The organism is Aromatoleum aromaticum EbN1 (genome assembly GCF_000025965.1).
Classification (GTDB): domain Bacteria; phylum Pseudomonadota; class Gammaproteobacteria; order Burkholderiales; family Rhodocyclaceae; genus Aromatoleum; species Aromatoleum aromaticum.
Window position 1 is genome coordinate 58,627 of the sequence record NC_006824.1, and the last position, 21,902, is coordinate 80,528.

Annotated in this window: 18 protein-coding genes and 1 pseudogene; 5 read left to right on the forward strand and 14 right to left on the reverse strand. The window is 61.3% G+C overall.

Going from position 1 to position 21,902, the window contains the following annotated elements; translation table 11 throughout:
* Nucleotides 1-141: 141 nt before the first annotated feature.
* The 4 genes and pseudogenes from EBN1_RS22100 (at nucleotide 142) to EBN1_RS22115 (ending at nucleotide 2,679) form a co-directional block, all read left to right on the forward strand.
* A complete protein-coding gene (locus tag EBN1_RS22100) occupies nucleotides 142-549 on the forward strand; it encodes a TraK family protein (RefSeq protein WP_011255043.1) in 408 nt (135 codons plus the stop codon).
* Complete coding sequence (locus EBN1_RS22105; RefSeq protein WP_011255042.1) at nucleotides 549-1,274, forward strand: nucleotide-binding protein; 726 nt, start codon at nucleotides 549-551, stop codon at nucleotides 1,272-1,274. Before EBN1_RS22100 ends, EBN1_RS22105 begins: the two co-directional genes overlap by 1 nt.
* The gene (locus EBN1_RS22110) at nucleotides 1,274-1,708 is read left to right on the forward strand and encodes a conjugal transfer protein TraM (RefSeq protein WP_011255041.1); all 435 of its coding nucleotides are present in this window, start codon (nucleotides 1,274-1,276) and stop codon (nucleotides 1,706-1,708) included. Before EBN1_RS22105 ends, EBN1_RS22110 begins: the two co-directional genes overlap by 1 nt.
* A gap of 203 nt (nucleotides 1,709-1,911) precedes the next feature.
* Nucleotides 1,912-2,679: pseudogene (locus EBN1_RS22115) on the forward strand (IS5-like element ISAzo36 family transposase).
* Between the two features lie 133 nt (nucleotides 2,680-2,812).
* Here EBN1_RS22115 and EBN1_RS22120 read toward each other — a convergent pair.
* The 3 genes from EBN1_RS22120 to EBN1_RS22130 form a co-directional block, all read right to left on the reverse strand.
* Nucleotides 2,813-3,388 (reverse strand): putative antibiotic biosynthesis monooxygenase, encoded by a 576-nt coding sequence (locus EBN1_RS22120; RefSeq protein WP_011255039.1) that lies wholly within the window; start codon nucleotides 3,386-3,388, stop codon nucleotides 2,813-2,815.
* 34 nt (nucleotides 3,389-3,422) lie between these two features.
* Nucleotides 3,423-5,354, reverse strand: a complete 1,932-nt coding sequence (locus tag EBN1_RS22125; protein WP_241762892.1) for a TRAP transporter permease — start codon at nucleotides 5,352-5,354, stop codon at nucleotides 3,423-3,425.
* 235 nt (nucleotides 5,355-5,589) lie between these two features.
* Nucleotides 5,590-6,570 (reverse strand): TAXI family TRAP transporter solute-binding subunit, encoded by a 981-nt coding sequence (locus EBN1_RS22130; protein ID WP_011255037.1) that lies wholly within the window; start codon nucleotides 6,568-6,570, stop codon nucleotides 5,590-5,592.
* Nucleotides 6,571-6,800: 230 nt separating this feature from the next.
* Between EBN1_RS22130 and EBN1_RS22135 the strand changes: the two genes are divergently transcribed.
* Nucleotides 6,801-7,593, forward strand: a protein-coding gene (locus tag EBN1_RS22135; RefSeq protein WP_173361297.1) for an IS5 family transposase whose coding sequence is annotated in 2 segments (ribosomal slippage) — nucleotides 6,801-7,060 and nucleotides 7,059-7,593 — 795 coding nt in all. Because the reading frame shifts where the segments join, the coding sequence is not laid out codon by codon here.
* A 131-nt stretch (nucleotides 7,594-7,724) separates the two neighbouring features.
* Here the strand turns inward: EBN1_RS22135 and EBN1_RS22140 are convergent.
* The 11 genes from EBN1_RS22140 to EBN1_RS22190 form a co-directional block, all read right to left on the reverse strand.
* On the reverse strand, nucleotides 7,725-8,945 hold the full coding sequence (locus tag EBN1_RS22140; protein WP_011255035.1) for a CaiB/BaiF CoA transferase family protein: 1,221 nt from the start codon (nucleotides 8,943-8,945) through the stop codon (nucleotides 7,725-7,727).
* Entirely contained in the window at nucleotides 8,942-10,129 is a 1,188-nt protein-coding gene (locus EBN1_RS22145) for a CoA transferase (protein ID WP_011255034.1), read from the reverse strand. Before EBN1_RS22145 ends, EBN1_RS22140 begins: the two co-directional genes overlap by 4 nt.
* 27 nt (nucleotides 10,130-10,156) lie before the next feature.
* Nucleotides 10,157-11,740 carry a UbiD family decarboxylase gene (locus EBN1_RS22150; RefSeq protein ID WP_011255033.1) on the reverse strand — a complete coding sequence of 528 codons (1,584 nt, stop codon included), beginning with the start codon at nucleotides 11,738-11,740 and terminating at the stop codon, nucleotides 10,157-10,159.
* Nucleotides 11,741-11,789: 49 nt separating this feature from the next.
* Nucleotides 11,790-12,389, reverse strand: a complete 600-nt coding sequence (locus tag EBN1_RS22155; RefSeq protein ID WP_041647980.1) for a UbiX family flavin prenyltransferase — start codon at nucleotides 12,387-12,389, stop codon at nucleotides 11,790-11,792.
* A 335-nt stretch (nucleotides 12,390-12,724) separates the two neighbouring features.
* Nucleotides 12,725-13,648: a DMT family transporter gene (locus tag EBN1_RS22160; RefSeq protein ID WP_011255031.1), complete on the reverse strand. Its 924-nt coding sequence runs from the start codon at nucleotides 13,646-13,648 to the stop codon at nucleotides 12,725-12,727.
* A gap of 192 nt (nucleotides 13,649-13,840) precedes the next feature.
* Nucleotides 13,841-14,989 (reverse strand): porin, encoded by a 1,149-nt coding sequence (locus EBN1_RS22165; RefSeq protein WP_211159581.1) that lies wholly within the window; start codon nucleotides 14,987-14,989, stop codon nucleotides 13,841-13,843.
* A 475-nt stretch (nucleotides 14,990-15,464) separates the two neighbouring features.
* Nucleotides 15,465-16,979, reverse strand: a complete 1,515-nt coding sequence (locus tag EBN1_RS22170) for a UbiD family decarboxylase (protein ID WP_011255029.1) — start codon at nucleotides 16,977-16,979, stop codon at nucleotides 15,465-15,467.
* A 60-nt stretch (nucleotides 16,980-17,039) separates the two neighbouring features.
* On the reverse strand, nucleotides 17,040-17,849 hold the full coding sequence (locus EBN1_RS22175; protein ID WP_011255028.1) for an ABC transporter permease: 810 nt from the start codon (nucleotides 17,847-17,849) through the stop codon (nucleotides 17,040-17,042).
* Nucleotides 17,846-18,703 (reverse strand): ABC transporter ATP-binding protein, encoded by an 858-nt coding sequence (locus EBN1_RS22180; protein ID WP_011255027.1) that lies wholly within the window; start codon nucleotides 18,701-18,703, stop codon nucleotides 17,846-17,848. Before EBN1_RS22180 ends, EBN1_RS22175 begins: the two co-directional genes overlap by 4 nt.
* Complete coding sequence (locus tag EBN1_RS22185) at nucleotides 18,700-19,746, reverse strand: ABC transporter substrate-binding protein (RefSeq protein WP_011255026.1); 1,047 nt, start codon at nucleotides 19,744-19,746, stop codon at nucleotides 18,700-18,702. The genes EBN1_RS22180 and EBN1_RS22185 overlap by 4 nt, the downstream gene beginning before the upstream one ends.
* Nucleotides 19,747-20,283: 537 nt before the next feature.
* A complete protein-coding gene (locus tag EBN1_RS22190; RefSeq protein ID WP_011255025.1) occupies nucleotides 20,284-21,867 on the reverse strand; it encodes a UbiD family decarboxylase in 1,584 nt (527 codons plus the stop codon).
* Nucleotides 21,868-21,902: the final 35 nt, after the last annotated feature.

Sequence of the window (21,902 nt, forward strand, 5' to 3'; positions counted from 1 at the left end):
GGATATAGCGAAATTTAGTGAACGCTCCCATAATCCCTGTGTCGTAAGGATATGGACCCGATGTAGTTGCACCTTTTCGCGGTCTTGTTACACGCGGCGTAGCGCAAGAATTGAAGCGACGGGACCTATGGAACGAGCACGATGGCGAAGAGCTACACCGAAGAACTTGCCGGGTGGGTGAGCAAACGCACGACACAAAGGCTGCGCCAGGACAAAAACATCGTTGCGTTCTTGGCCGTGAAGGGCGACGTGAAGGCGGCGCTCGATGCAGGCTACTCGATGAAAACCATCTGGGAGCACCTGCACGAAACGAAGCGCATCGAGTATCGCTATGAGACTTTCACGCTGCACGTGAAGCGGCACATCCGGACCAAGCCTCGAGCCGAACACCGGGTCGAGCAGCAGCTACCGCAGGAGCAGAGCAAGCCACAAGCTCTGGCGGCCACAACGCGGCCAGACCAGGCGCAAAGCGAACCCCGAAAGACCCCGCCGCCCTCCGTGGGGGGCTTCACATTCACCGCAACACCGAAGAAAGAGGACTTGTTCTAATGGCCAAGATCCACATGGTTCTGCAAGGGAAAGGCGGCGTCGGCAAATCGATGATCGCGGCTGTTATTGCGCAGTACAAGGCAGGGAAGGGACAAAAGCCGATCTGCATTGACACCGATCCGGTCAACGCGACGTTCGAGGGATACAAGGCCCTCGACGTGCGGCGCCTCAACATCATGGACGGCGATGAGATCAACACCAGGAACTTCGATACCCTGGTCGAGCAGATCGCCACGGCCGAGGTCGACGTCATCATCGACAACGGTGCCAGCTCGTTCGTGCCGCTCTCGCACTACCTCATCAGCAACCAAGTGCCGGCGCTACTCCGGAACATGGGACATGAGCTTGTGGTGCACACCGTCATTACGGGTGGGCAGGCTCTCCAAGATACAGTGAGCGGTTTTGCCCAGCTGGCCGGCCAATTCCCCGCCGAATGCCTGTTCGTCGCCTGGCTGAACTCCTATTGGGGCGCCATCGAGCACGAGGGCAAGGGGTTCGAGCAGATGAAGGCGTACACCACGAACAAGGCCCGCGTGTCGGCCATCATCCAGATTCCGCCGCTCAAGGAAGAAACTTACGGCAGGGACTTTACGGAAATGCTCCAAGCTCGCCTTACCTTCGATGAGGCCTTGGCGATGAGCTCTCTCACGATCATGACGCGGCAGCGGCTCAAGATCGTGAAAGGCCAGCTCTTCGCCCAGCTCGAGAATACGGCGGTGCTGTGATGTCGGACAAGATCGAGTCCATCATCAAGGAGATCGCGGCGAAACACGGCATCGCCGTTGGCCGCGATGATCCGATCCTGGTCCTGCAAACGATCAATGAGCGACTGATGCAGGACAGCGCGGTCGCTCAGCAGGAAACGCTGGACCGCTTCAAGGAAGAACTGGAATCCATCGCACAGCGGTGGGGCGAGGACGCCAAGAGCAAGGCGGAACGGACGTTGAACGCGGCGCTGACAGCGAGTAAGGAAACCATGATGAAAGGGATGCAGGAGGGCACGAAAGCGGCCGCCGAATCGGCACGCTGCGAGGTGGAGGCGGCCGTCGGGCGGCTCGCCGGCTCAGTGCGGGCCAGCCAGCGGATCGCGATCATGAACATGATCGCGGGCGCCCTGGCTGTCTTTGCAGCAGCCATGGCGCTGCTCTCGACGTTATGAAGCCGGCGGATAGGGAGATCCAGACGGGTTTTTTATGGCTCAGGTTGACGCTTTGACACTAAATCCGTCTTGGGTATCTCGGGTCGGGCGCCGGGCGATGACGTCATGGGCGGCGGCCGGGGCCAGTGTCGTCGTGGCCGACTCAGGGAGCCAGGCGCCTAAGAACCTGTTCAAAGTCTCTGGAGTAATGAGAACGTTGAGGGATGAGGAAGAGCTATCCGAGCGCCATCAGCCGCGAACAGTTCGAGATCATCCGTCCGCTGCTGGAGAGTGCGCGCAGGAAGACCTGTCCGAGGCGCGTGGACCTGTACGAAGTGTTCTGCGCGGTGTTGTATCTGCTCAGGAGTGGCTGCCAGGGGCGCATGCTGCCCGACGGGTTTCCCAAATGGCGCCCGGTGCACGCGTACTTTGCCATCTGGAGCGAGCCGCGCGAGGGTGGGAGCCTGCTGGAGCAGGCTTTAAAAAATCAGGTTGGCGCAGCCCGGCAGAGACTGGAGCGCAACGCCTGCAGCACGGTCGTGATCGTGGACGCGCAAAGCGTGAAGAACACGGATACGGCGGTCCAGAAGGGCTATGACGCGGGCAAGAAGGTGTCAGGGATCGAGCGCCACATTGCGGTCGACACCCAAGGCTTGCCGTATGCGAGGGCGGTGAGCACGGCTGAGGTGACGGACCGCAAGGGGGGGCTGCAGGCGGCTGCGTCGTTGCAAGCCTGGGCTCGAGCGGGTGCAACGCGTGCTGTGCGACAGCGGCTATAGGGGCCAGCCCTTCGCGCAGGGCGTGACGGTGCAGATCGCCAAGCGCCGCGAACCACCGCGTTCAAGGTGATGCCCAAGCGCTGGATCGTCGAGCGCAGCTTTGCCTGGCTGGAAAAAAACAGGCGACTATGGGAGAAGTGCGAGCGGCTGCTCAACACCAGCTTGCAGTTCATCCACCTCGCATTCCTGGCCCTTTTGCTCAATAGACTTTGAACAGGTTCTCAGGAATTCTTCCATTTTCCTGAAAACAGCTGCTGGCCAGGTGCATCGCATTTCTCCCGTGTTGCGAAATTCGAATCGACGATTTATACCTGCCTTCCCTGGCCTTCAGGGGGCACACATCCCTTCACTCCCCTCGCAGCCAGCGGCGCAGCAATTTCGTGATAACCGGCATCACAACGTACGTCAGCAGGACCACCGCGATCGGAATCAGCACCATCGTAGCCATATACACCGGCAGCCCTTCGAGCACGGGTCGCAAGATCATCAGCAGGGGCGTGATCGTCAGATACACGCCCAGTCCGCTGGCGATCATCATCTTGTGGCGGGGCGGTGGAATCATCGGCTGGGGCGAGCCGGCGTTTGCCGGCAACTGAAACCATGTTTCCAAACCGACGGCCTGCTCGATCAGCACCGGTGCGCTCTCCACTGATTCGAGTTGCCTCACCAGTTCCAGCCGTTGCGCCGAGTCCTCCCATCGCCGCAGGCTTGCGAAGCTATCGAAACTCATGATGATTCGGTATGCACGTTCCCCGGTCCCGGTGGGTTTGAGGATAGTGGCACCCAAGTTTCCCGGGAATTGGCGCGCCGCCCGAACGCCTCCACCGATGAGGACTTCCCACTCCGTCTCCCGCCCAAGTTTCGGCACCCGCGTAACCATCAGGGTTACAGGATCCTTGAGTACCTGCTCTTCAGCAATCAATCACGCTCCCTCCTCTGCTGCTGAGTTTCGTCCGTCAAGGCGTCGATGTTCCGTGACGGTCGTCCACCCCTGAACTGACACGTATCGCCATCCATGCTCCGAATACTGCGGCAATTCCCCCAGCTACCTGCACCTGAGGCGAGGGAGTCAACAGGCCGAGTCCCGCGACCAGGAAACACAAGCGCTGCACAATGCCGAGCGGCCGTTTCCAGAAACCTTCGGCCGCCAGACACAGGCAGGCGACGGCAAGGATCACCGCCAGACAGGCAAATGCAATCTGCAGCGGCGCTCCCGAGAGCAGAATGCCGTTGTTATACACGAAGGCAAACGGAACCACGAACGCGATCATCGCCATTCTCACCGCCGCCAGGCCGACGGCAAGAGGGTTGGCGAGCGCGATCGGGGCAGCGGCAAACGCGGCAACGGCGATCGGCGGTGTCATCGCCGACAGGCTAGCGTAATAGACAAGAAACAGATGCGCAGCGATCAGCGAAACGCCGAGCTTCGTGAGCGCCGGCGCGACCAGCACCGCGGCGAGGATGTACACGCTGGGGGTCGGCATCCCCATGCCCAGCACCAGTGTGATGACTGCGGCGACCACCAGCGACAAAAACAGATCCGTGCCGGCAAGGAGGAAGATGAGTTCGGTCACCTTTGCGCCGAGTCCGGTCATCGACAGCCCGCCGACGACCAGCCCCGCGGCGGCACAGGCGGCCACGACCGGCACAACTCGCAGAGTCGCTTCCGCGAGAATCTCATAGAACCCCTTGAAACTGAGACGGGTCTCGCGCTTGTACATGGCCACCGCGATCACTGCGAGGGTGCCGAATGCGGCGACGAAATTGGGGGAATAGCCAATCAGCAGCGCCACCACCAGAGCGATCAACGGGACCAGGAACATCCCTCCTCGTCGCATCGTGTCGCCGAAGGCTGGCACTTTGTCGAGACCGGCGATTCCCAGTTTGAGGGAGTTGAGGTGCACCTGCAGATAGACGCAGAAATAGTAGAGGAATGCCGGCAGGATCCCTGCAAGTGCGATATCCGTATATCGGATACCGGTGAACTCGGCCATGATGAAAGCAGCCGAACCCATCACAGGAGGCAGGATGCTGCCGCCCGTGGATGCGGCAACTTCGATTCCGCCGGCAAGGGCGCCCGAGTAGCCGAGCTTTTTCATCATCGGAATAGTGATCGACCCGGTCGTGACCACGTCAGCCGTGGGGCTTCCGGAAATGGTCCCGTAGAGTCCGGACGAAACCACCGCGATTTTCGCGGGACCGCCGGGGCTCTTGCCGCTCACGGCGGAAGCGGCATCGAAGAAGAAATCGCCGCCTCCCGTACGCGACAGAAAGGTTCCGAACAGGCCGAACAGAAAGACATAGGTCAAAGCGACTCTGATCGGCGCACCAAAGATGCCGTCGGTCGTGAACGCGAGGATATCGAGAAAGTGGAGGTAGTCGATCGAACCGTGGCCAAGCACTCCGGGCAATCGGTCGCCCCACAGATTGTAGCCAAGAAACACCAGCACGATCGTCGTCAGCCCCGGGCCGACCGTGCGTCGTGTCGCTTCGAGAGTGATGAGCAGCAGCCCGCTTCCGCAAATAATGTCCCACAAAGTCAGCTCGTCGAGGAGCGTGATCCGGGTCACGATGCGCTCGTTGTGAAACCAGAAATACGCGGAAATTCCCATGCTCGCCGCTGCGAATAGCAGGTCGCATAGCGGAACCCGCTCCCGGCTCGAGGCTGCGGTCGCCCCGGTTGTCAGAAAGACCAATGCCAGCATCAGACCGAGGAATACGATCGTCATCGCATAGATCTGGACAATCTGGATGGTCGTCACCCAGACGATGCCCAGCGCGACCAGCGCAGCAAAGGGTTTGAGAAGTTTGCCGGCCCAGCTGGCGGGATCTCGGCGCGCACCGGTTGTGAAAAACTTGCTAAAGAAATCGAGGCTCATACTGGACATGCTCGGCTCTCCCCAATGCAAGGAGCGTCTGCAGACCATTCGTGCAGAATGGACCTCCGGTCGCGCGTCGAAGATGAACGAACGCGCGAGATCTATAAACCGGAGCTGCAGGCAGGGACGATCAGACAGACCTATTCGGGTCCGCCCAAGAGCAATCAATGACCTTGCCGCAATTCATCTCGACAAGGACCGGAGCGCGGTGGAATTTATCCGCCGCCGCTCTGATTGGTCATATCTATTTCAGTAGTCCAGCTTCACGGTAGTAAGCTTCGGCCCCCTTGTGGTAGGGGACAGTTTTCTGGCTCGTGAGGAACTCTGGAGTTATGGCTTTCAGGCTGCCATGCGCTCCCTGAAGTTTTCCAATGTGCTTGTGCAAGGCTTCCGCCAGATCATGGGCGACCTTGTCGTCCATCTTGTCATTCACTACCAATATCGCGCTGAGTGCAAGGGTCGCGACATCGGTGGGTTGCCAGGAATAGCTTCCCGCCTTCACGACAAACGGGGCGACACTCAGCTCCTGGGAGATTTTTTTGATGACGCTGTCCGACACTGGGAGCAGAACGAGGTCGACCGCGTCGCCGGCCTGGACGATGAAACTTGTTCGCACGAATACCCCGTTTGTGAACATATCGATCCGCTTGTCCTTCATCAGATCGCCCTGTTCGTCCGATGCGGCATAGATGACATCGCCGCCCCATTTCTTGATATCGTCCAGGCTCACGCCGATCGCCCTGAACATCTCGACTGCGACATATTCGGTGATATTGCCCCGCTTGTTGAAAGCAATCCTGATCGGCGGTTTCTTCACCGCAATATCGTCAAAAGTTCGGATCCCGTGCTCCTCCGCAAATGCCTTCGTGATGACCATCTGCATTGGCGCCCAGTCATACAGCATCGCGATCGCACGCAAATTGGTGATAGGTTTCCTGAAAGGTTTGGCGCCGAGGGTGGCAATATGCAGTTCGGCGTCGTGCGCGATTCCCAATTCAACTTTTCCCTGATCGAGGAGGGCAATATTAGCGAGTCCTCCACCCGACGTCTGATAAGTGATCGTCGATCCAGGAAAGGCGTCTTTCACGGCTCCGTCTATACCTACGCCGATCATCGTCCACAACCCGCTGGGGCTCGCCCCCGAAAGGGTCATCTTGTAGGATTCCGCCGCTGCACCGAGGCTGAAGAATGCAATGGCAAGTCCACAAACGATGTTTCGTAACATGGTGTCTCCTCCTTAGTAATGATTACCAACAACGTCGGAGTGAGGTCCTGGCCAAGGACTTATAATTTGTTTTCCTACAAGCAGTTCGGCTTCTTATGTTCAGATTATCATTGCAGTTTCCCTGCAACAAGGACGCGCGGCTCGTCCGATCCAAGTAAACGTCCACCACTCGGACGCTCGATCCCTTAGAACCTGTTCAAAGTCTCGGCGGGATAGCGGATACTGGCGGGATGAGACAGTGCTACCCGAGTGATATCAGCCATGAGCAGTTCGAGCAGATTCGCTCGCTGCTGGAGAGTGCGCGCAGGAAGACGGCGCCACGCAAGGTCGATCTGTACGATGTGTTCTGCGCGGTGCTGTACCTGTTGCGTACGGGCTGTCAGTGGCGCGCCTTGCCGAGCGACTTTCCGAAGTGGCGCACCGTGCACTCGTACTTCGCCATCTGGAGCGAATTGCGCGAGGGTGGCAGTCTGCTCGAGCAGGCGCTAAAAAAATCAGGTTGGCGAGGCCCGCGAGAGACTGGGGCGCAACGCAGGCAGCACGCTGTTGATCGTGGACGCGCAGAGCGTGAAGAACACGGACACGGCGGCGAACAAGGGCTATGACGCCGGTAAGAAGGTCTCGGGGATCAAGCGCCACATCGCCGTCGACACCCGAGGTCTGCCGCACGCGGTGGCGGTGAGCACGGCCGAGGTGACCGACCGCAAAGGGGCGCTGCTGGCGCTGAGTCGATGCAAAGCCGGGCTCGATCGGGTGCAAAGCGTGCTGGCCGATAGCGGTTATGTCGGAGGACCCTTCGCGCAGGGCGTGCGCGAGATCCTCGGCGAGCACGTGACGGTGCAGATCGCCAAGCGCAGCGAACTGCACACCTTCAAGGTGATCCCCAAGCGCTGGGTCGTCGAGCGCAGCTTTGCCTGGTTGGACAAGAACCGGCGGCTGTGGAAGAACTGCGAGCGGCTCCTGAACACCAGTCTGCAGTTCATCCACTTGGCCTTCCTCTGCCTCATGCTCAAAAGACTTTGAACAGGTTCTTAGGGAAATTTTCATCTCGACTCGACGCTTGATCAGCGAAAGTGAGGCGCGAGCGCTGGAGATTCGGCCCTTTCGGGAATCATGACCGCGGACGTGGTGATCGGCGCGCAACGAGCAGAGCGTCACTGGAACGCTCCTTCGATCTGATATTCCGCATACTCGACGTCGGTCATGGCGAGAAATTCCCGGAATACGAGTTCGTTGTCCTGGCCGAGGCACGGCGCTGCAGCCATGACATCGCCGGGCGTGACCGAAAGATCGAATGCCGAGAAATAACACGCGACATCCCCGATTTCGCCGTGCAGACGACGGCGCCAGATCCGGCGATACGCGAGTTGCGGATCCCGGAACAGGTCAGCAATCGTGTTGACCGGATAGGCGTGAACCTGCGCTGCCTGGAGCCGAACGGCAGCCTCATCGGCATCCTGCGTGACTAGATACGATGAAATGATTGCATCGAGCTCCGCAATATTTGCCTTACGCGCCGCCAGCGTCGCGAAACGTGGATTGCCCGGCAAATCGGGGCGCATCAATGCCACGGCGAGGCGCGCGAACTCCTCGTCGGACCAGCACGAAAGCGCGAGCCAGGTGCCGCCGCCGCACTGATAAGCGTCATGTGGTGCTGCGCCGGGGTCGGTGTTGTTCGCCCGTTCCGCCACGCGGCCGTTGGTGTGGTAATCGAGCAGCGCGCCGGCGACAAACATCAGCCCGCTTTCGTACTGCGCCAGATCGATCCACGCGCCTTGGCCTATCCTTCGCTGACGGTCGAGTGCCGCGAGGACCGCGCTGGCGCCGAGCGTCGAAGCGATGAAGTCAATATACGGCCCGTACAGCAGCATCGGTGGGCCGTTGGGATCACCGGTCAAGCCGCAAAAGCCGGCAAGCGCCGACAGCTGCGAGCCGAAGCCGGGCGTCTGCGCGCGCGGACCGGTTTGCCCCATGTTGCAGCTCGAGATCATGACGACGCCCGGATTCAGCTCGCGTGCCGTCTCGTAGCCAAGGCCGAGGCGCGACATGACGTCGGGGCGCATGTTCTCGATGACGACGTCGGCCCACGTGATCAGTCGCTGCGCCACCTCGACTCCGGCGGGAGTCTTGAGGTCCAGCGTAACGTCAAATTTAGAGTCATTGAAGATCGCGAAGCATCCGCTCCGATCGGGTCCGGGGCGGCCATCCTTGTACGGCGGGTACTCGTTGCGGAACCCGTCGGGACGCTGACGGGATTCTACGTGCACGACCGTTGCGCCGAAGGTCGCGAGCATCTTGCCGATATGTGGCCCCGCGGCATACGCGCCGAATTCCGCCACTTTCACGCCCGACAGGGCTTGAGAGATCGCGCTCATACGAATTGCCCCTCCTCGGCCGTATCGACAGCTCGGCGGGCAGCGGCGAGGCCGAGTTCGGCCAGCAATGCGCCGAGATCGATTTCCGCGCCCGCCTCATGGCGAAGCGGCGCACGTAGCTGGTCGATAATCGCAAAACTGCCGCAATGCCGCTGCGACTCCCCGTTCGGCGTCTTCATGTCGTGCCAGAATTCCCGGGCCGCCAGTTGCGGGTCGTCGGCAATGTCATGCATCGTCGACACCGGGTAGCCGAGCATCTCGCGGCGACTCGCCTGATCGAGGAATTCCCGCTTTGTGAGTCCGAGAAAGAATGCGGCGATCGGCCGCTCCAGCCCGTCGACCTCTTCCTGCGTCGCAAGCCTCGGGTCAAATCGTTTCCAGTCGATTTGCGCGAGATCCCCGAGTTCGGCGCCGCGCTCGCGCATCCACGCGATCAGTTGCGCATTCGTGCGGCGCCCTGCGGGGCCGCCGTAGAGGACGAAGTTCAGATAGCCGTCCGCACAGGGCCAGAACGCGCGATAACGTGCACCCTTGATCGAGCGCCCGGTGACATAGGCTCCGGCGCGTGTCGGAACGGTGCCTTCCATGTCCCAGAAGGCCGGCGCGTGCGACAGGGCAAGGATTACCGCGGCCTGCGCCGATACGTCCACGTGCTGCCCCTCACCTGAGGCAGTGCGATGGAGGAGCGCGGTCAGCGCGCCGACGGCCGCCTGCGCCCCCGCCCAGCAGTACGACTGTGGCACGGTCACGCGCTTGGGCGCATCGTCGGGCTCGCCCGCAAGCGACATCGCGCCGCCGGCGGCCATTAACTCGAGGTCAGACGCGAGCCAGTCGGAGCGCGGACCGGTCGAGCCGAACGGCGTGACCGATACGTGGATCAGTCGTCGGTTGAGGTTGCGCAGCCGGGTCGGATCCAAGCACCGGGCGCGCTCGCCCGGCGTTGCCGATTCGATCAGGATATCGATGCCGCCTATCAGCCGATCGAAGCCCAACCGGCCTTCAGGCGTTTCGAGATCGAGACGCAACAGCCGCTTGTTGACGTTGTAGGCCTGCCAGTCCGGGCTGTCGAGGGTGGCCCCCCGCGCCTCAACCTTGATCACGTCGGCCCCGAGATCGGCGAGCAACCGACCGGCGAGCCAGCCGGTGCGGTTGCTCAGATCCAGGACCCGGTATGCGTTAAGCATCGCGGACTCCTTCGGTGGCAGCAGCGGTCAGCGTCCCGTGCGTGCCAGGGACAGCACCCAGCCTTCCATGCGCGAGCGCATCTTCTTGATGTCGCCCTCGCCGAAGAAGGCTTCCGGCTTGACCAGATCGACGCCGTACACCGGGCGGTGGAAGTCGCTCTCGTAGCCGAACGGCACGGTCGCGTCGATCCCCATGCCGCCTTCGAACTGGGTGTTCGAGGCGGTCCATTGCTTGTCGCCCGAGGTCATCCGTTCGGCCGGCATGAAGGTCTGGCCGCGCCCGCCAGGAATCGGGTTGAGGATGTCGGTGCGCGGATTCACGCGAGTGGTCAGACACCACATGATGTCGTCCATCGAGTAGATGTCGACGTCTTCGCTCACCGCGATCGCCAGGCGCATCCCTTGCGAGCACGACAGGATCGCGGAGAGGAAATTGCGCTGCCAGCCTTCCTCGATCTGGTTGCGCTTCTTGACCTGAATGATGCAGCCGCCCCAGTCGGTCATGCAGTACGGGATATGCACGTTCTGCACGATGCCCGGCTGCAGCCGCTCGCACAGCGCGAAGATCGCCGACTCGCGCACCGAGGTGTCGATGTTGGCGTCGTCGGCCGTGTGCACGCCGAGCGGGAAGATGATCGGCTTGCTCTCGCGCCGGCGCATCGTGATCGCGGTGACGTGGAACGTCGGCGCCTTGTACGCTTTGCCCATGTAGCCCGCCCACTCCGGGTGGAAGTGAAAGCGCCCCTGGACGTCGGCCGCTTCCGACTCGGCCGTCTCGTAGCGCTTGTCGCGCGGGTGCAGATAGCCTTCGAGTACGTACTCGGCGTCGGCGAGCGTGTAGGCGTCGATCGTGCGGCACTTGACGAGGCGCACCGGCGAGCCCTGGATCGCGCCGGCGATGCCGATCTCGTCGCAGCCCTTGGGCAGGATCGCGTAGTCGAAGCCCGAGCCGGCAACGAAGGTGCACGACGGGGGCACGCCGAAGCACATCGTCAGCGGGATCGGCTCGTCGTCCTTGTAGTGCTCGGTCATCACCTGCCACATGTGTGATCCGGGCGAGATCTGGAACGTGCCGACGTTGCCCCAGCGGAAGTTCATGCGGTTGTAGCCGATGTGGCTGCCGCCGTCGAAGTACGGGCCGACGACGCACGAGATGCCTGAGCCGATCGTCAGCTCGGTCTCAAGCGGCGTGTGGCGGATCGCGGTCAGCCACTTGTTGACGTCGAGGTCATCGGTGATGACCTCTTCCTGCACCGGCGCCTCGTCCTGGCCGATGATGATCGGCGCGAGCGGATGGTCGATCGCACGCGCGACCTTCTTGACCCGGTCGAGCGAGTTCTCCCAGCCGAAGAGGCCTTCGACGACACGGATGTCGCCAAAGAGGTTCGTGATCGCGCGGGCATGGGGCATGCCTTTGACGTTGTTGAAGAGCATCGGCAGGCTGCCGTCGAAGATCTTCTGCAGACCGGTGATCTCGAGGTCAGGATTGACTTCCTTGTCGGTCTCGACCAGGTAGCCCTGGGTGCGGAACCACTCGAGCGCTTCACGCAGGTCCTTGACCCCGGCCCGCAGGGCCACCGCATCGATTTCTTTCGTTGCCAGATCGTTCATCGTGTTGCCTCCAGGTTGCTTTACTCGGGAATTTCTGGGGTATGTGCGATTACTTCTGCGGCTGGAGATTGGCAACCTTGCGGTTGCGCATCTCCCCCTCCCAGCGCCGCGCGAACTCGGCCGGCAGGCCGAATTGATCGAGAATCCGGGCAACGACGTGATCCACGATGTCGTCGACCGTCTGCGGGTGGTTATAGAACGCGGGCATCGGCGGCATGATCGTCACGCCCATCTTCGAGAGCTTGAGCATGTTCTCGAGATGGATGTCCGAGAGCGGCATCTCGCGCGTCACGAGCACCAGGCGACGCCGCTCCTTGAGGATCACGTCGGCCGCCCGATGCACCAGGTGGTCGCCCGTGCCGTGGGCGATCGCCGCGAGGCTCCTCATCGAGCACGGCGCGATCACCATCCCTTCGGTCACGAACGAGCCCGACGAGATCGACGCGCCCATGTTGCCTTCGACGTGATCGACCGCGGCGAGCGCCCGCACCTGCTTGGCCGTGTAGGACGTCTCGTGCTCGATCGTCTGGATCGCCCACTTGCTCAGCACCAGGTGCGTCTCCACGTCGGTGCCCTGCAGCGCCTCGAGCAACCGAACCCCGAACACCACCCCCGTCGCCCCAGTGATCCCCACTATCAGTCTTTTCATATGCCCCTCGCTCAAGGAATCAGTACAACTCCAGATGACTGCTGATAGTCCGTTATATGGACATTTATGCTAGAGATTTCGCCCCTCAAATAACGTTGCTGCGCCTCACTTGCTGATTACTCTAATTACCACTTGCAAGACAGGCAATCCATCTAGCCGAATTACTATTTCAATATATGGACTATTGTTTTTGCTCGAATGCCACCTTGCAACCGATCAAAGAGCGAGTGAAGGCGAACCAGGAGTACCGGGGGGATACATGCGGGGGCTTGATCGAGCTTCGTGACCCCGCCCTGATGGAACCAGCGATCAGCCCCGAAAATCGCGTTAGTCAGCTATTGCCACATGATGAACGCGGTGCCGAGCGCCCCGAGCCCGGCGGCGCACAGCACCGGTGCCGTCAGCCCATCTTTGGAACGGAAGAGCGTCACCGACAGCAGGATCGTGACGAAGGTTTCCATGGAGGTGATCAGCGCCACGCGGGAGACCGTGCTGTAGCTAATCGCGGCAAAAAAGAAGATCTGCCCCAGGGAACTCAGCACGCCGGCCGCGACGATCCAGGGGTCAAAGCTCGTGAATGTGTTACGGATCGCCTGTCGGTAACTACCGAGAAAGGCCCCCGCCAGCATGAAGACGAGCGAGCCAACGACGGCACCGATCAGCGTCCCGAGCGTCGGATCGGGAAGCAGCATCAGGCCCTGCTTGCGTGCAACGTAACCCACTGCATAGGCGAGCGCCGACACCGGGCCATAGACGTAGCCCACGTTGACCCATGTGCCCAGATATTCACGCCCGGAGCTGTCAATGACCACGCCCGAGCTTTGCCTGGAGGTCTGTAGCGACTGCTTTACCAGCACGCAGAAACTGGAAAAAATCAGCAGCATGCCCGCGATCAGCGCTGCGTCCATCGGTTCCCCGAGCACCAGCACGCCAAGCAGCACCGAAAACACAGGATTGAGCCGTTTGACCGCGGAGGCGCGCACGGCGCCCAGATGCTGCACGGAGGCGAACACGAACACCCGACCGATGAACATCGTCAGCACGCCGGCTCCCGCGAACCACGCGAGTGCCGGCGCGTCGACGCGTGGCAGCGCATTTCCCCAGGTCAAGTAGATCCACGTCGCGAACGCCATCGTGCTGGTGATCAGGATGGAAAGAAAGGCGCCGTTGTCCTGTGAACCCCGCTCCACGGCGCGTCCGATTGCTACGTTCGATGACGCAAAAAAAGTCATCGATAACACGGCCAGCCACTCACCCACAACGACTTACTCCCCGATCGGTCGGAGCAGGAATCCTGAGTCCTCCTCGAATTTCGTCCGGATTCGGTGGACAGCCGTGACCTGACGAAGGTGAATCACTGGCGCGCCAGCGTCGAAAATTAAAGGCCCCGTGCCGAAGGGCCCACTGCCGCCCGCCGTGCTCCCCTACCGTACGATGCATGCCACGCCGGCTCAAAAACTGTGACTTATGCCCAAGGCCGCCTGCGTAATGTCAGCGCCCGTATCGGCACTCCCGTTCTCCATATTATTGAAGCGGGCCGACCGACCATTGGTGAGTCTGGTAGCCATCGCAAACAAGGAGGTTCTCTTGGAGAGGCTGTAGCTCCCCCCGAGCGACCACATGTCACCGTCCAGTCCGCTCGTCGAGCAGGCGGCACCGCCGACGAGCGAACAACTGTCAGCTGAGGCGCGCGCATAGGAGATCGCGGCAAGCCAGTTGCCGAAACGATGGTCAAAGCCGAGTGACCACGCGTTCTGCTTGTACTCCTTAAAGCGGTTCGGCAGGCCGTCCGTTTCCTTGTACTTCAGCATCGCGTAATTCCCTTCGATCCGGCTATTGCCGAATTTGTACCGGAGCGTCGCACGCGTCCCCGTGTCCTTCGAATTCGCGTCCGGGGCCGCTGTGAAGTTCGACAAAGCTGCAGGAGCATTGCGGGAACCACCGAAATAGTCTGTATGGATTTCGTGCGCCACCGCGACGTAGAGGCCGCCACGGCCGAAAATTACGCCGTACGACTGCAGATGCGGGTCGCGCTCATCGGTCTTTCCTTCGTCGGTCGCGTATTGCGCGTGCACTTGGAAACCAGCGAATTTTGGAGACTCGTACAGGATGGTGTTGGGTGGCCGCAAATGGAAGCTGCCGGGTTTGCTGATACCGAACGCGGGCTTGGAAAGGATATTGCTGTTGGAGACGAAGTTCCCGCTACTGATGCCGAGGAAGTTCATTCCGTCGCCCAGCGATTTGTAAACACTGTCGTGAATGCCCAGCTTTACCAGGCCGAAGTCGCCGGAGAGACCGACAAAGCTGTTACGAGCGGAGGACAAGCCGGTATTGCTATCGATCGAAACGCGCTGCTCAATCTGAAAATGCGCCTTGTAACCGTTACCGAGATCCTCCGAGCCGCGAAAACCTAATCTGGAGTTGGAAGCATTGATCTCAGTATGGCTGGCGATATTGTTACCCCCGGGCGCGCCAGTGAGTGTGCTGACGGGCGCCCCGGGGCGAGTCGCACCGGTCGTTTTTGCCTGCCCGATCTGCGGATAGAGCTTGCCGTAGATCACCACGTTCGATGAATCCGCTTGCGCAACCAGCGGCACCATCAGTCCTCCAGTTACTACTATCACATAAAGTCTCTTCTTCCTCACGGCGATTTCTCCCTGGAAATTAGGACCTACTCCTCCTGATCGACTGAATGCTCCGGCGTCCTCTTTGAAGCCATTCCGAACCCGAGGCGCCGTTTTTCTCTCTGTTACGGACAAAAAATTGCCCCGGGAGCAGGCAAACCTGCTCGCGTTTTCATGGGGATTTTTGTGGTTTCCTTCGAAAACAGTCCGCTTGCGCCGGTTTGCGCAGCGGAAGGCCTAATCGGTTCGCACCGCTTTTGCCCCCTCGCGACTCGGACCCGCTCGTTTGTCTAATCGCGGCGGCTTCCTAGCTCTCATCAGGTAGACCGCCGCCTTAATCACTCTGGAATACGGGGGACCATAACTCGCGATCTCGTTTCTAAACTCAGTAGGCCTGCCCGCGCCGTCCGGAGGATCATCAATTGCCTCTGACGGTCGCGCGAGCACAACTTCAGCCGAGCAGATAACCGAATTTCTCGCGCGCCTCGCGCAGGTCCTTTGGACTCAGTCGATTGACCAGGGGGAAGCGATCGCGCCAATGGAACGGCCGGCACGCATCGATGATCGCGCGCGAGTTCGTGTAATTACCCTTTTCACGATCCTCGGGGGTGAGGCGCGGATCGAGTGGTGTGCTCCACGAGTTGGTGATGATGTCGATTGACGTCGCCGGATCGGAGCGCGTCACCACTGCCCACATCACCTCCTCCAGGTTGGATGCGTCGACGTCGTCGTCGACGACCACTACGTACTTGCCCGCGTACGCGCCCACGTGACACTGGCTGGCGATATGGCCGACCTGCTTGACGTGGCCGGGATAGCGCTGCTTGATCGCCACCGCAAGCAGCATGCGCGCACCCCCGCACTCGTGTGCCCATGCGGCGGTAATGTCGGGCACGCCGGCCTTCTCGATTTCCTGCTTCAGCAACGCTGAACGCGTCACCGCACGGTAGCGCGCCATTTCGTCCGGCGGGCACAGCGGGGGGCAACCGAGGATGATCGGGTTGTTGCGATGGTAGATCGCCTTGATCTCGAGAACGGGCTCCTCGCGCACGTCGCTCGCGTAGTAGCCGGTCCACTCGCCGAACGGACCTTCCTTCTTGCGTCGTGTCGGATGCACGTAGCCCTCGATGACGAGTTCGGCGTTGGCCGGAATCGGGATGCCGGTGACCTTGCCGCGCACCATCTTCTGCGCCTTGCCACGCATCGCTCCAACCATGTCGAATTCGCACACGCCGTATGGCACTTCGCTGCACGCCATCAGGAACGTCAGCGGATCGCCGCCGACGACGATCGCTGTCGGCATCGGCTCGCCGCGCGCCTCGTACTTGTCGCGGTGGATACGACCATGCTTGCCCGGGGAAATGTAGAAACCGACGGTCTTCTTGTCGTGGATCATGACCCGATAAGTGCCCGCGTTGAGCCATTTCTCGTCGGGATCCATCGTGATGTTGTAGCTGCCGGTTCCGATGTAGCGGCCCCCGTCATGCTCGTGCCACTGCGGTGTCGGAAACTTCGTAATGTCGATGTCGTCGCCCATCAGCACATTTTCGAAGATCGGACCATACTCGACGATCTCGTGCGGGAGCGGCTCCATGTCGCGCAGGCTGTTCTCGAGGAAGGCCTGCGACAGCTCCAGCCGGGACAGATCCGTTGGAAAACCGAGGGTCATGTTCTTGCGGCTTCCGCCGAAGAAGTTGACGAGCACGCGGTGGCCCTTCTCGCACCCGGGCACGTCGTCGAAAATCACACAGGGCGCCGCATCCGAATGCATCGCGAGGTCGGCCGCCATGCCGATCTCCTTTTGCCATGTCGCGCCCTGGATCACATGCACTTCACCCAGTTTCTCAGCTTCGACAATCCACTCGCGCAGATCCTCGTAGGCAATCTGGCAACGCTGTTCGAGGTCCCGTCGCCCTACGCCTTCCTGGACGCCTCCGACCGCTCTGTTCAAAGCGTTATCATTCACTTGGTCTTCTCCTGCGTTGAAGCCGCGCCGAATCCCGGCCCGGCAATTTGAAAGGATTGGTTAGTGGGCCGTCTTCCATGGCACAAGCCAGCGTTCGAGCTCGGTAAGCGCGAGCGAGAACAGGAAACCGAGCAGCGCGATGACGATGAGGCCGACATACATCGTTTCCACCGACAGAATTTCCCACGCGTTCCAGATCATGTGCCCGAGGCCGCTGTTGGCGCCGACCATCTCGGCGATCGTGATCAGGATCAGGCCCAGGCCGACCCCGAGCTTGACGCCGGTCATGATCAGCGGCATCGCCCCCGGTAATGCGATCGTGCGGAACACCTGCCAGCGGCTCGCCTTGAAGTTGTGGCCGACATCCAGATAGATTTTGTTGATCTCCATGACACCGGCCATCGAGTTGATCAGCACCGGATAGAACACTCCGGTCGCGACCATGACGATTTTCGACGCCTCGCCGAGGCCGAAGATCAGCAGGATCAACGGCAGGATCGCGCTCTTCGGGATTGGGTAGGTCGCCGCGACCAGCGGATCGAATACCGCGCGGATTGGCCGATACAGTCCCATGACAATGCCGAGCAGCAGCGCCGGGATGCCGCCGAGCAGCATCCCCCAGAACAGCCTCGTCAGGCTTGCCGCGGTATCAGTCCACAGGGACCCCGACACGACCAATGCCACGAGCTTCACGGCCACCTGCGACGGCGCGGGAAAAAAGCGCGCGTCGATTGCGCCGGACTGCACGCACAGCTCCCACAACACGATCAGCGCCAGCGGCGATACGATGCCGATCAATCGGTCTCGATTCCTTGCCGATCGCACTTTCGTACGTGTCTCGGCAACGCGCGCCTTCTTTGCGATGCTCATGACCTTACCCCCTCCTCATCCTGGGCACGGGCGCGGCGGACCTCGTCGCGCAGCTCGTCCCAGATGTTGTAGACGAGCGCGCCGTATTCGGGCCGGGCGCGAAGCTCGAGAACATGCCGGGGGCGTTCGAACGGCACGTTCACGACCATCTTCACCTTGCCCGGATGGGCGCTCATCACGAGAATGCGATCGCCAAGCGTGACTGCTTCATCAACGCTGTGCGTAATGAACAGCACCGTCTTGCGCGTCTCGTCCCAGATGCGCAGCAGCTCCTCCTGCAGTAGGAGCTTGTTCTGCTCATCGAGCGCCGAAAACGGCTCGTCCATCAGCAGAATTTCGGGATCGTTGGCGAATGCCCGTGCGATCGAGACGCGCTGACGCATGCCCCCCGACAGCTGGTGCGGAAACGCGTCGGCGAAACGCGACAGCCCGATTCGCGAAAGGTAGTGACCGACCGTCTCCTTGATTTCGGTCTTCGGCCGACCGCGCATCACGAGTCCGTAGGCCGCGTTCTGCCACACCGTCATCCACGGGAACAGTGAGTCGCCTTGGAACACCATCGAGTTCTCGGGTCGCCCGCTGCCGGAATGCGCAATCTCAACGCTGCCGCTCGACTCGCTCTCGAGCCCGCCGAGAATCCGCAGCAGCGTCGTCTTGCCGCAGCCGCTCGGGCCGACGATCATGAAGAAGCAGCCCTCGGGAATGTCGAGGGACACCGCGTCGAGAGCGGCGAAGCGCCCGCGACGCGTCTCGAAGCTCTTGCCGAGGTTGCGGATGCGGATTTTCGGTGGGGTCTGCGCACTCGCCACACAGGCCGCCTGCGCAAGGACGTCCTGGATCGAATCGTCGCTCACTGGAGGCTCCTTTTCGCTTCATACGTGCCGAGATCCTTGAGTGCTGCCTCGACAAACGTGTGGTCGACCGCCTGCTCCACAGTGACATTGCCCTGGATCAGCCCCTCGTCCTTGAAGAACTGCAGATCGTTGCGCAAGCTTGGCTCGTGGACCTTGCCGTTCGGATTGCACCCGTTCGCGCTGAGGAGGCGGTAGGTCGCCGGATCCTTGAGCGCCGTACTCGCTGTCAGGATGGCAATGATGTCGTCGCTGCTCGGCCCGACGAGCCGTCCGTCCTTCAACGCATCGTTGTAGTCGCGCACGCCGCGCAGGTAAGCACGCATGAATTTGCGAGCCACTTCCGGCTTCTCGCGTGCGAACGGGCCGGAATAGAGCACGACCGCGAGCTGATGATCCGGATACGCCTCGTCGTCGCCGAGCACCTTCACGGCCGCGCCGCTCTGGATTGCCCGGGTTGCGGACGGCTCGGTCGTCAGTGCCGCGTCAACCGCCGCGTTCTGCAGCGCCATCACGTGCTGAGGAAAACCCATGTAGACGCGCTCCACGTCGGCCGTTTTCAGGTCCGCCTTCTTCAGCATCTCGTTGAGAGTGGATGTCGATGCGCTGCCGGGGGCGCTACCGGCGATCTTCATGCCCTTTAGATCCTTCAGCTCCTTGAATCGGCCGCTATCGACCAGATCCTTGCGCACCAGCAGCGGCTGATAGCCGTATCCCGGTGGCGTCGAGCCCTTGTCGGCAACTATCTTGATGCTGATGCCGCGAGCGATCGCGTTGTAGAGCCCCGCAGACGGCGAGCCGCCGCCGACGTCAAGGTGACCGGCGCCGAGTGGAGCAATCATCTTCGCCGCCGAGTCGAACGGAGTGAAGACGATTTCCAGCCCCTCCTCGCGGAAATAACCTTTCTTGTCAGCGATGAGAAAACCGGCGTCGCTACTGGAATTGACAACACCGACGCGAACTTCGGTCGAGTCGTTGGCGGCGCAGTTGAGCGCCCACACCGCAAGACAGGTTGCCGATAAAAATCTTAAACATGCTGTTTTCATCGAATACTCCTCCTTTGTCGTTCCTCGACGTTGCAACTCCGCACAAGCGATGTCCGAGCGCGACGTCTTCTTTCTGCGAACCCACACGCGGACGAAACAACGCCTTCACCGAAACATCCGGCATTCGCCCGAACCGTATTGCGATACGCCCTTCGCAGCGCATGACATGCTGAAAGAATCTATTGTTGTAGTTATGGCGCTCCTGTTCTTCACCTTGATCCAGCCGGAAAGACTGATATCGGGCGGGAGCTGGGCGCAGGTTAAGTCTTCCCGTCCTCCGCTTACTGGTTTCACCTGCGACTGGCCGTGCCCAGGCGGCACGAGTTGCGCGACACATCCGTCGGCAGGACCGATCTCCCGCCGGCGCTCCTGTCCGACACTCCTGTGTTGATTGCAGCGACCGCTGCCGAGAATCACGCCCTTTCAACAGTTGCGGAGATCGGCGAGCAACCGACCGGCGAGCCAGCCGGTGCGGTTGCTCAGATCCAGGACCCGGTATGCGTTAAGCATCGCGGACTCCTTCGGTGGCAGCAGCGGTCAGCGTCCCGTGCGTGCCAGGGACAGCACCCAGCCTTCCATGCGCGAGCGCATCTTCTTGATGTCGCCCTCGCCGAAGAAGGCTTCCGGCTTGACCAGATCGACGCCGTACACCGGGCGGTGGAAGTCGCTCTCGTAGCCGAACGGCACGGTCGCGTCGATCCCCATGCCGCCTTCGAACTGGGTGTTCGAGGCGGTCCATTGCTTGTCGCCCGAGGTCATCCGTTCGGCCGGCATGAAGGTCTGGCCGCGCCCGCCAGGAATCGGGTTGAGGATGTCGGTGCGCGGATTCACGCGAGTGGTCAGACACCACATGATGTCGTCCATCGAGTAGATGTCGACGTCTTCGCTCACCGCGATCGCCAGGCGCATCCCTTGCGAGCACGACAGGATCGCGGAGAGGAAATTGCGCTGCCAGCCTTCCTCGATCTGGTTGCGCTTCTTGACCTGAATGATGCAGCCGCCCCAGTCGGTCATGCAGTACGGGATATGCACGTTCTGCACGATGCCCGGCTGCAGCCGCTCGCACAGCGCGAAGATCGCCGACTCGCGCACCGAGGTGTCGATGTTGGCGTCGTCGGCCGTGTGCACGCCGAGCGGGAAGATGATCGGCTTGCTCTCGCGCCGGCGCATCGTGATCGCGGTGACGTGGAACGTCGGCGCCTTGTAGGCCTTGCCCATGTAGCCCGCCCACTCCGGGTGGAAGTGAAAGCGCCCCTGGACGTCAGCCGCTTCCGACTCGGCCGTCTCGTAGCGCTTGTCGCGCGGGTGCAGATAGCCTTCGAGCACGTACTCGGCGTCGGCGAGCGTGTAGGCGTCGATCGTGCGGCACTTGACGAGGCGCACCGGCGAGCCCTGGATCGCGCCGGCGATGCCGATCTCGTCGCAGCCCTTGGGCAGGATCGCGTAGTCGAAGCCCGAGCCGGCAACGAAGGTGCACGACGGGGGCACGCCGAAGCACATCGTCAGCGGGATCGGCTCGTCGTCCTTGTAGTGCTCGGTCATCACCTGCCACATGTGTGATCCGGGCGAGATCTGGAACGTGCCGACGTTGCCCCAGCGGAAGTTCATGCGGTTGTAGCCGATGTGGCTGCCACCGTCGAAGTACGGGCCGACGACGCACGAGATGCCCGAGCCGATCGTCAGCTCGGTCTCAAGCGGCGTGTGGCGGATCGCGGTCAGCCACTTGTTGACGTCGAGGTCATCGGTGATCACTTCTTCCTGCACCGGCGCCTCGTCCTGGCCGATGATGATCGGTGCGAGCGGATGGTCGATCGCATGCGCGACCTTCTTGACCCGGTCGAGCGAGTTCTCCCAGCCGAAGAGGCCTTCGACGACACGGATGTCGCCAAAGAGGTTCGTGATCGCGCGGGCATGGGGCATGCCTTTGACGTTGTTGAAGAGCATCGGCAGGCTGCCGTCGAAGATCTTCTGCAGACCGGTGATTTCGAGGTCGGGATTGACTTCCTTGTCGGTCTCGACCAGGTAGCCCTGGGCGCGGAACCACTCGAGCGCTTCGCGCAGGTCCTTGACCCCGGCCCGCTGGGCCACCGCATCGATTTCTTTCGTTGCCAGATCGTTCATCGTATTGCCTCCAGGTTGCTTTACTCGGGAATCGG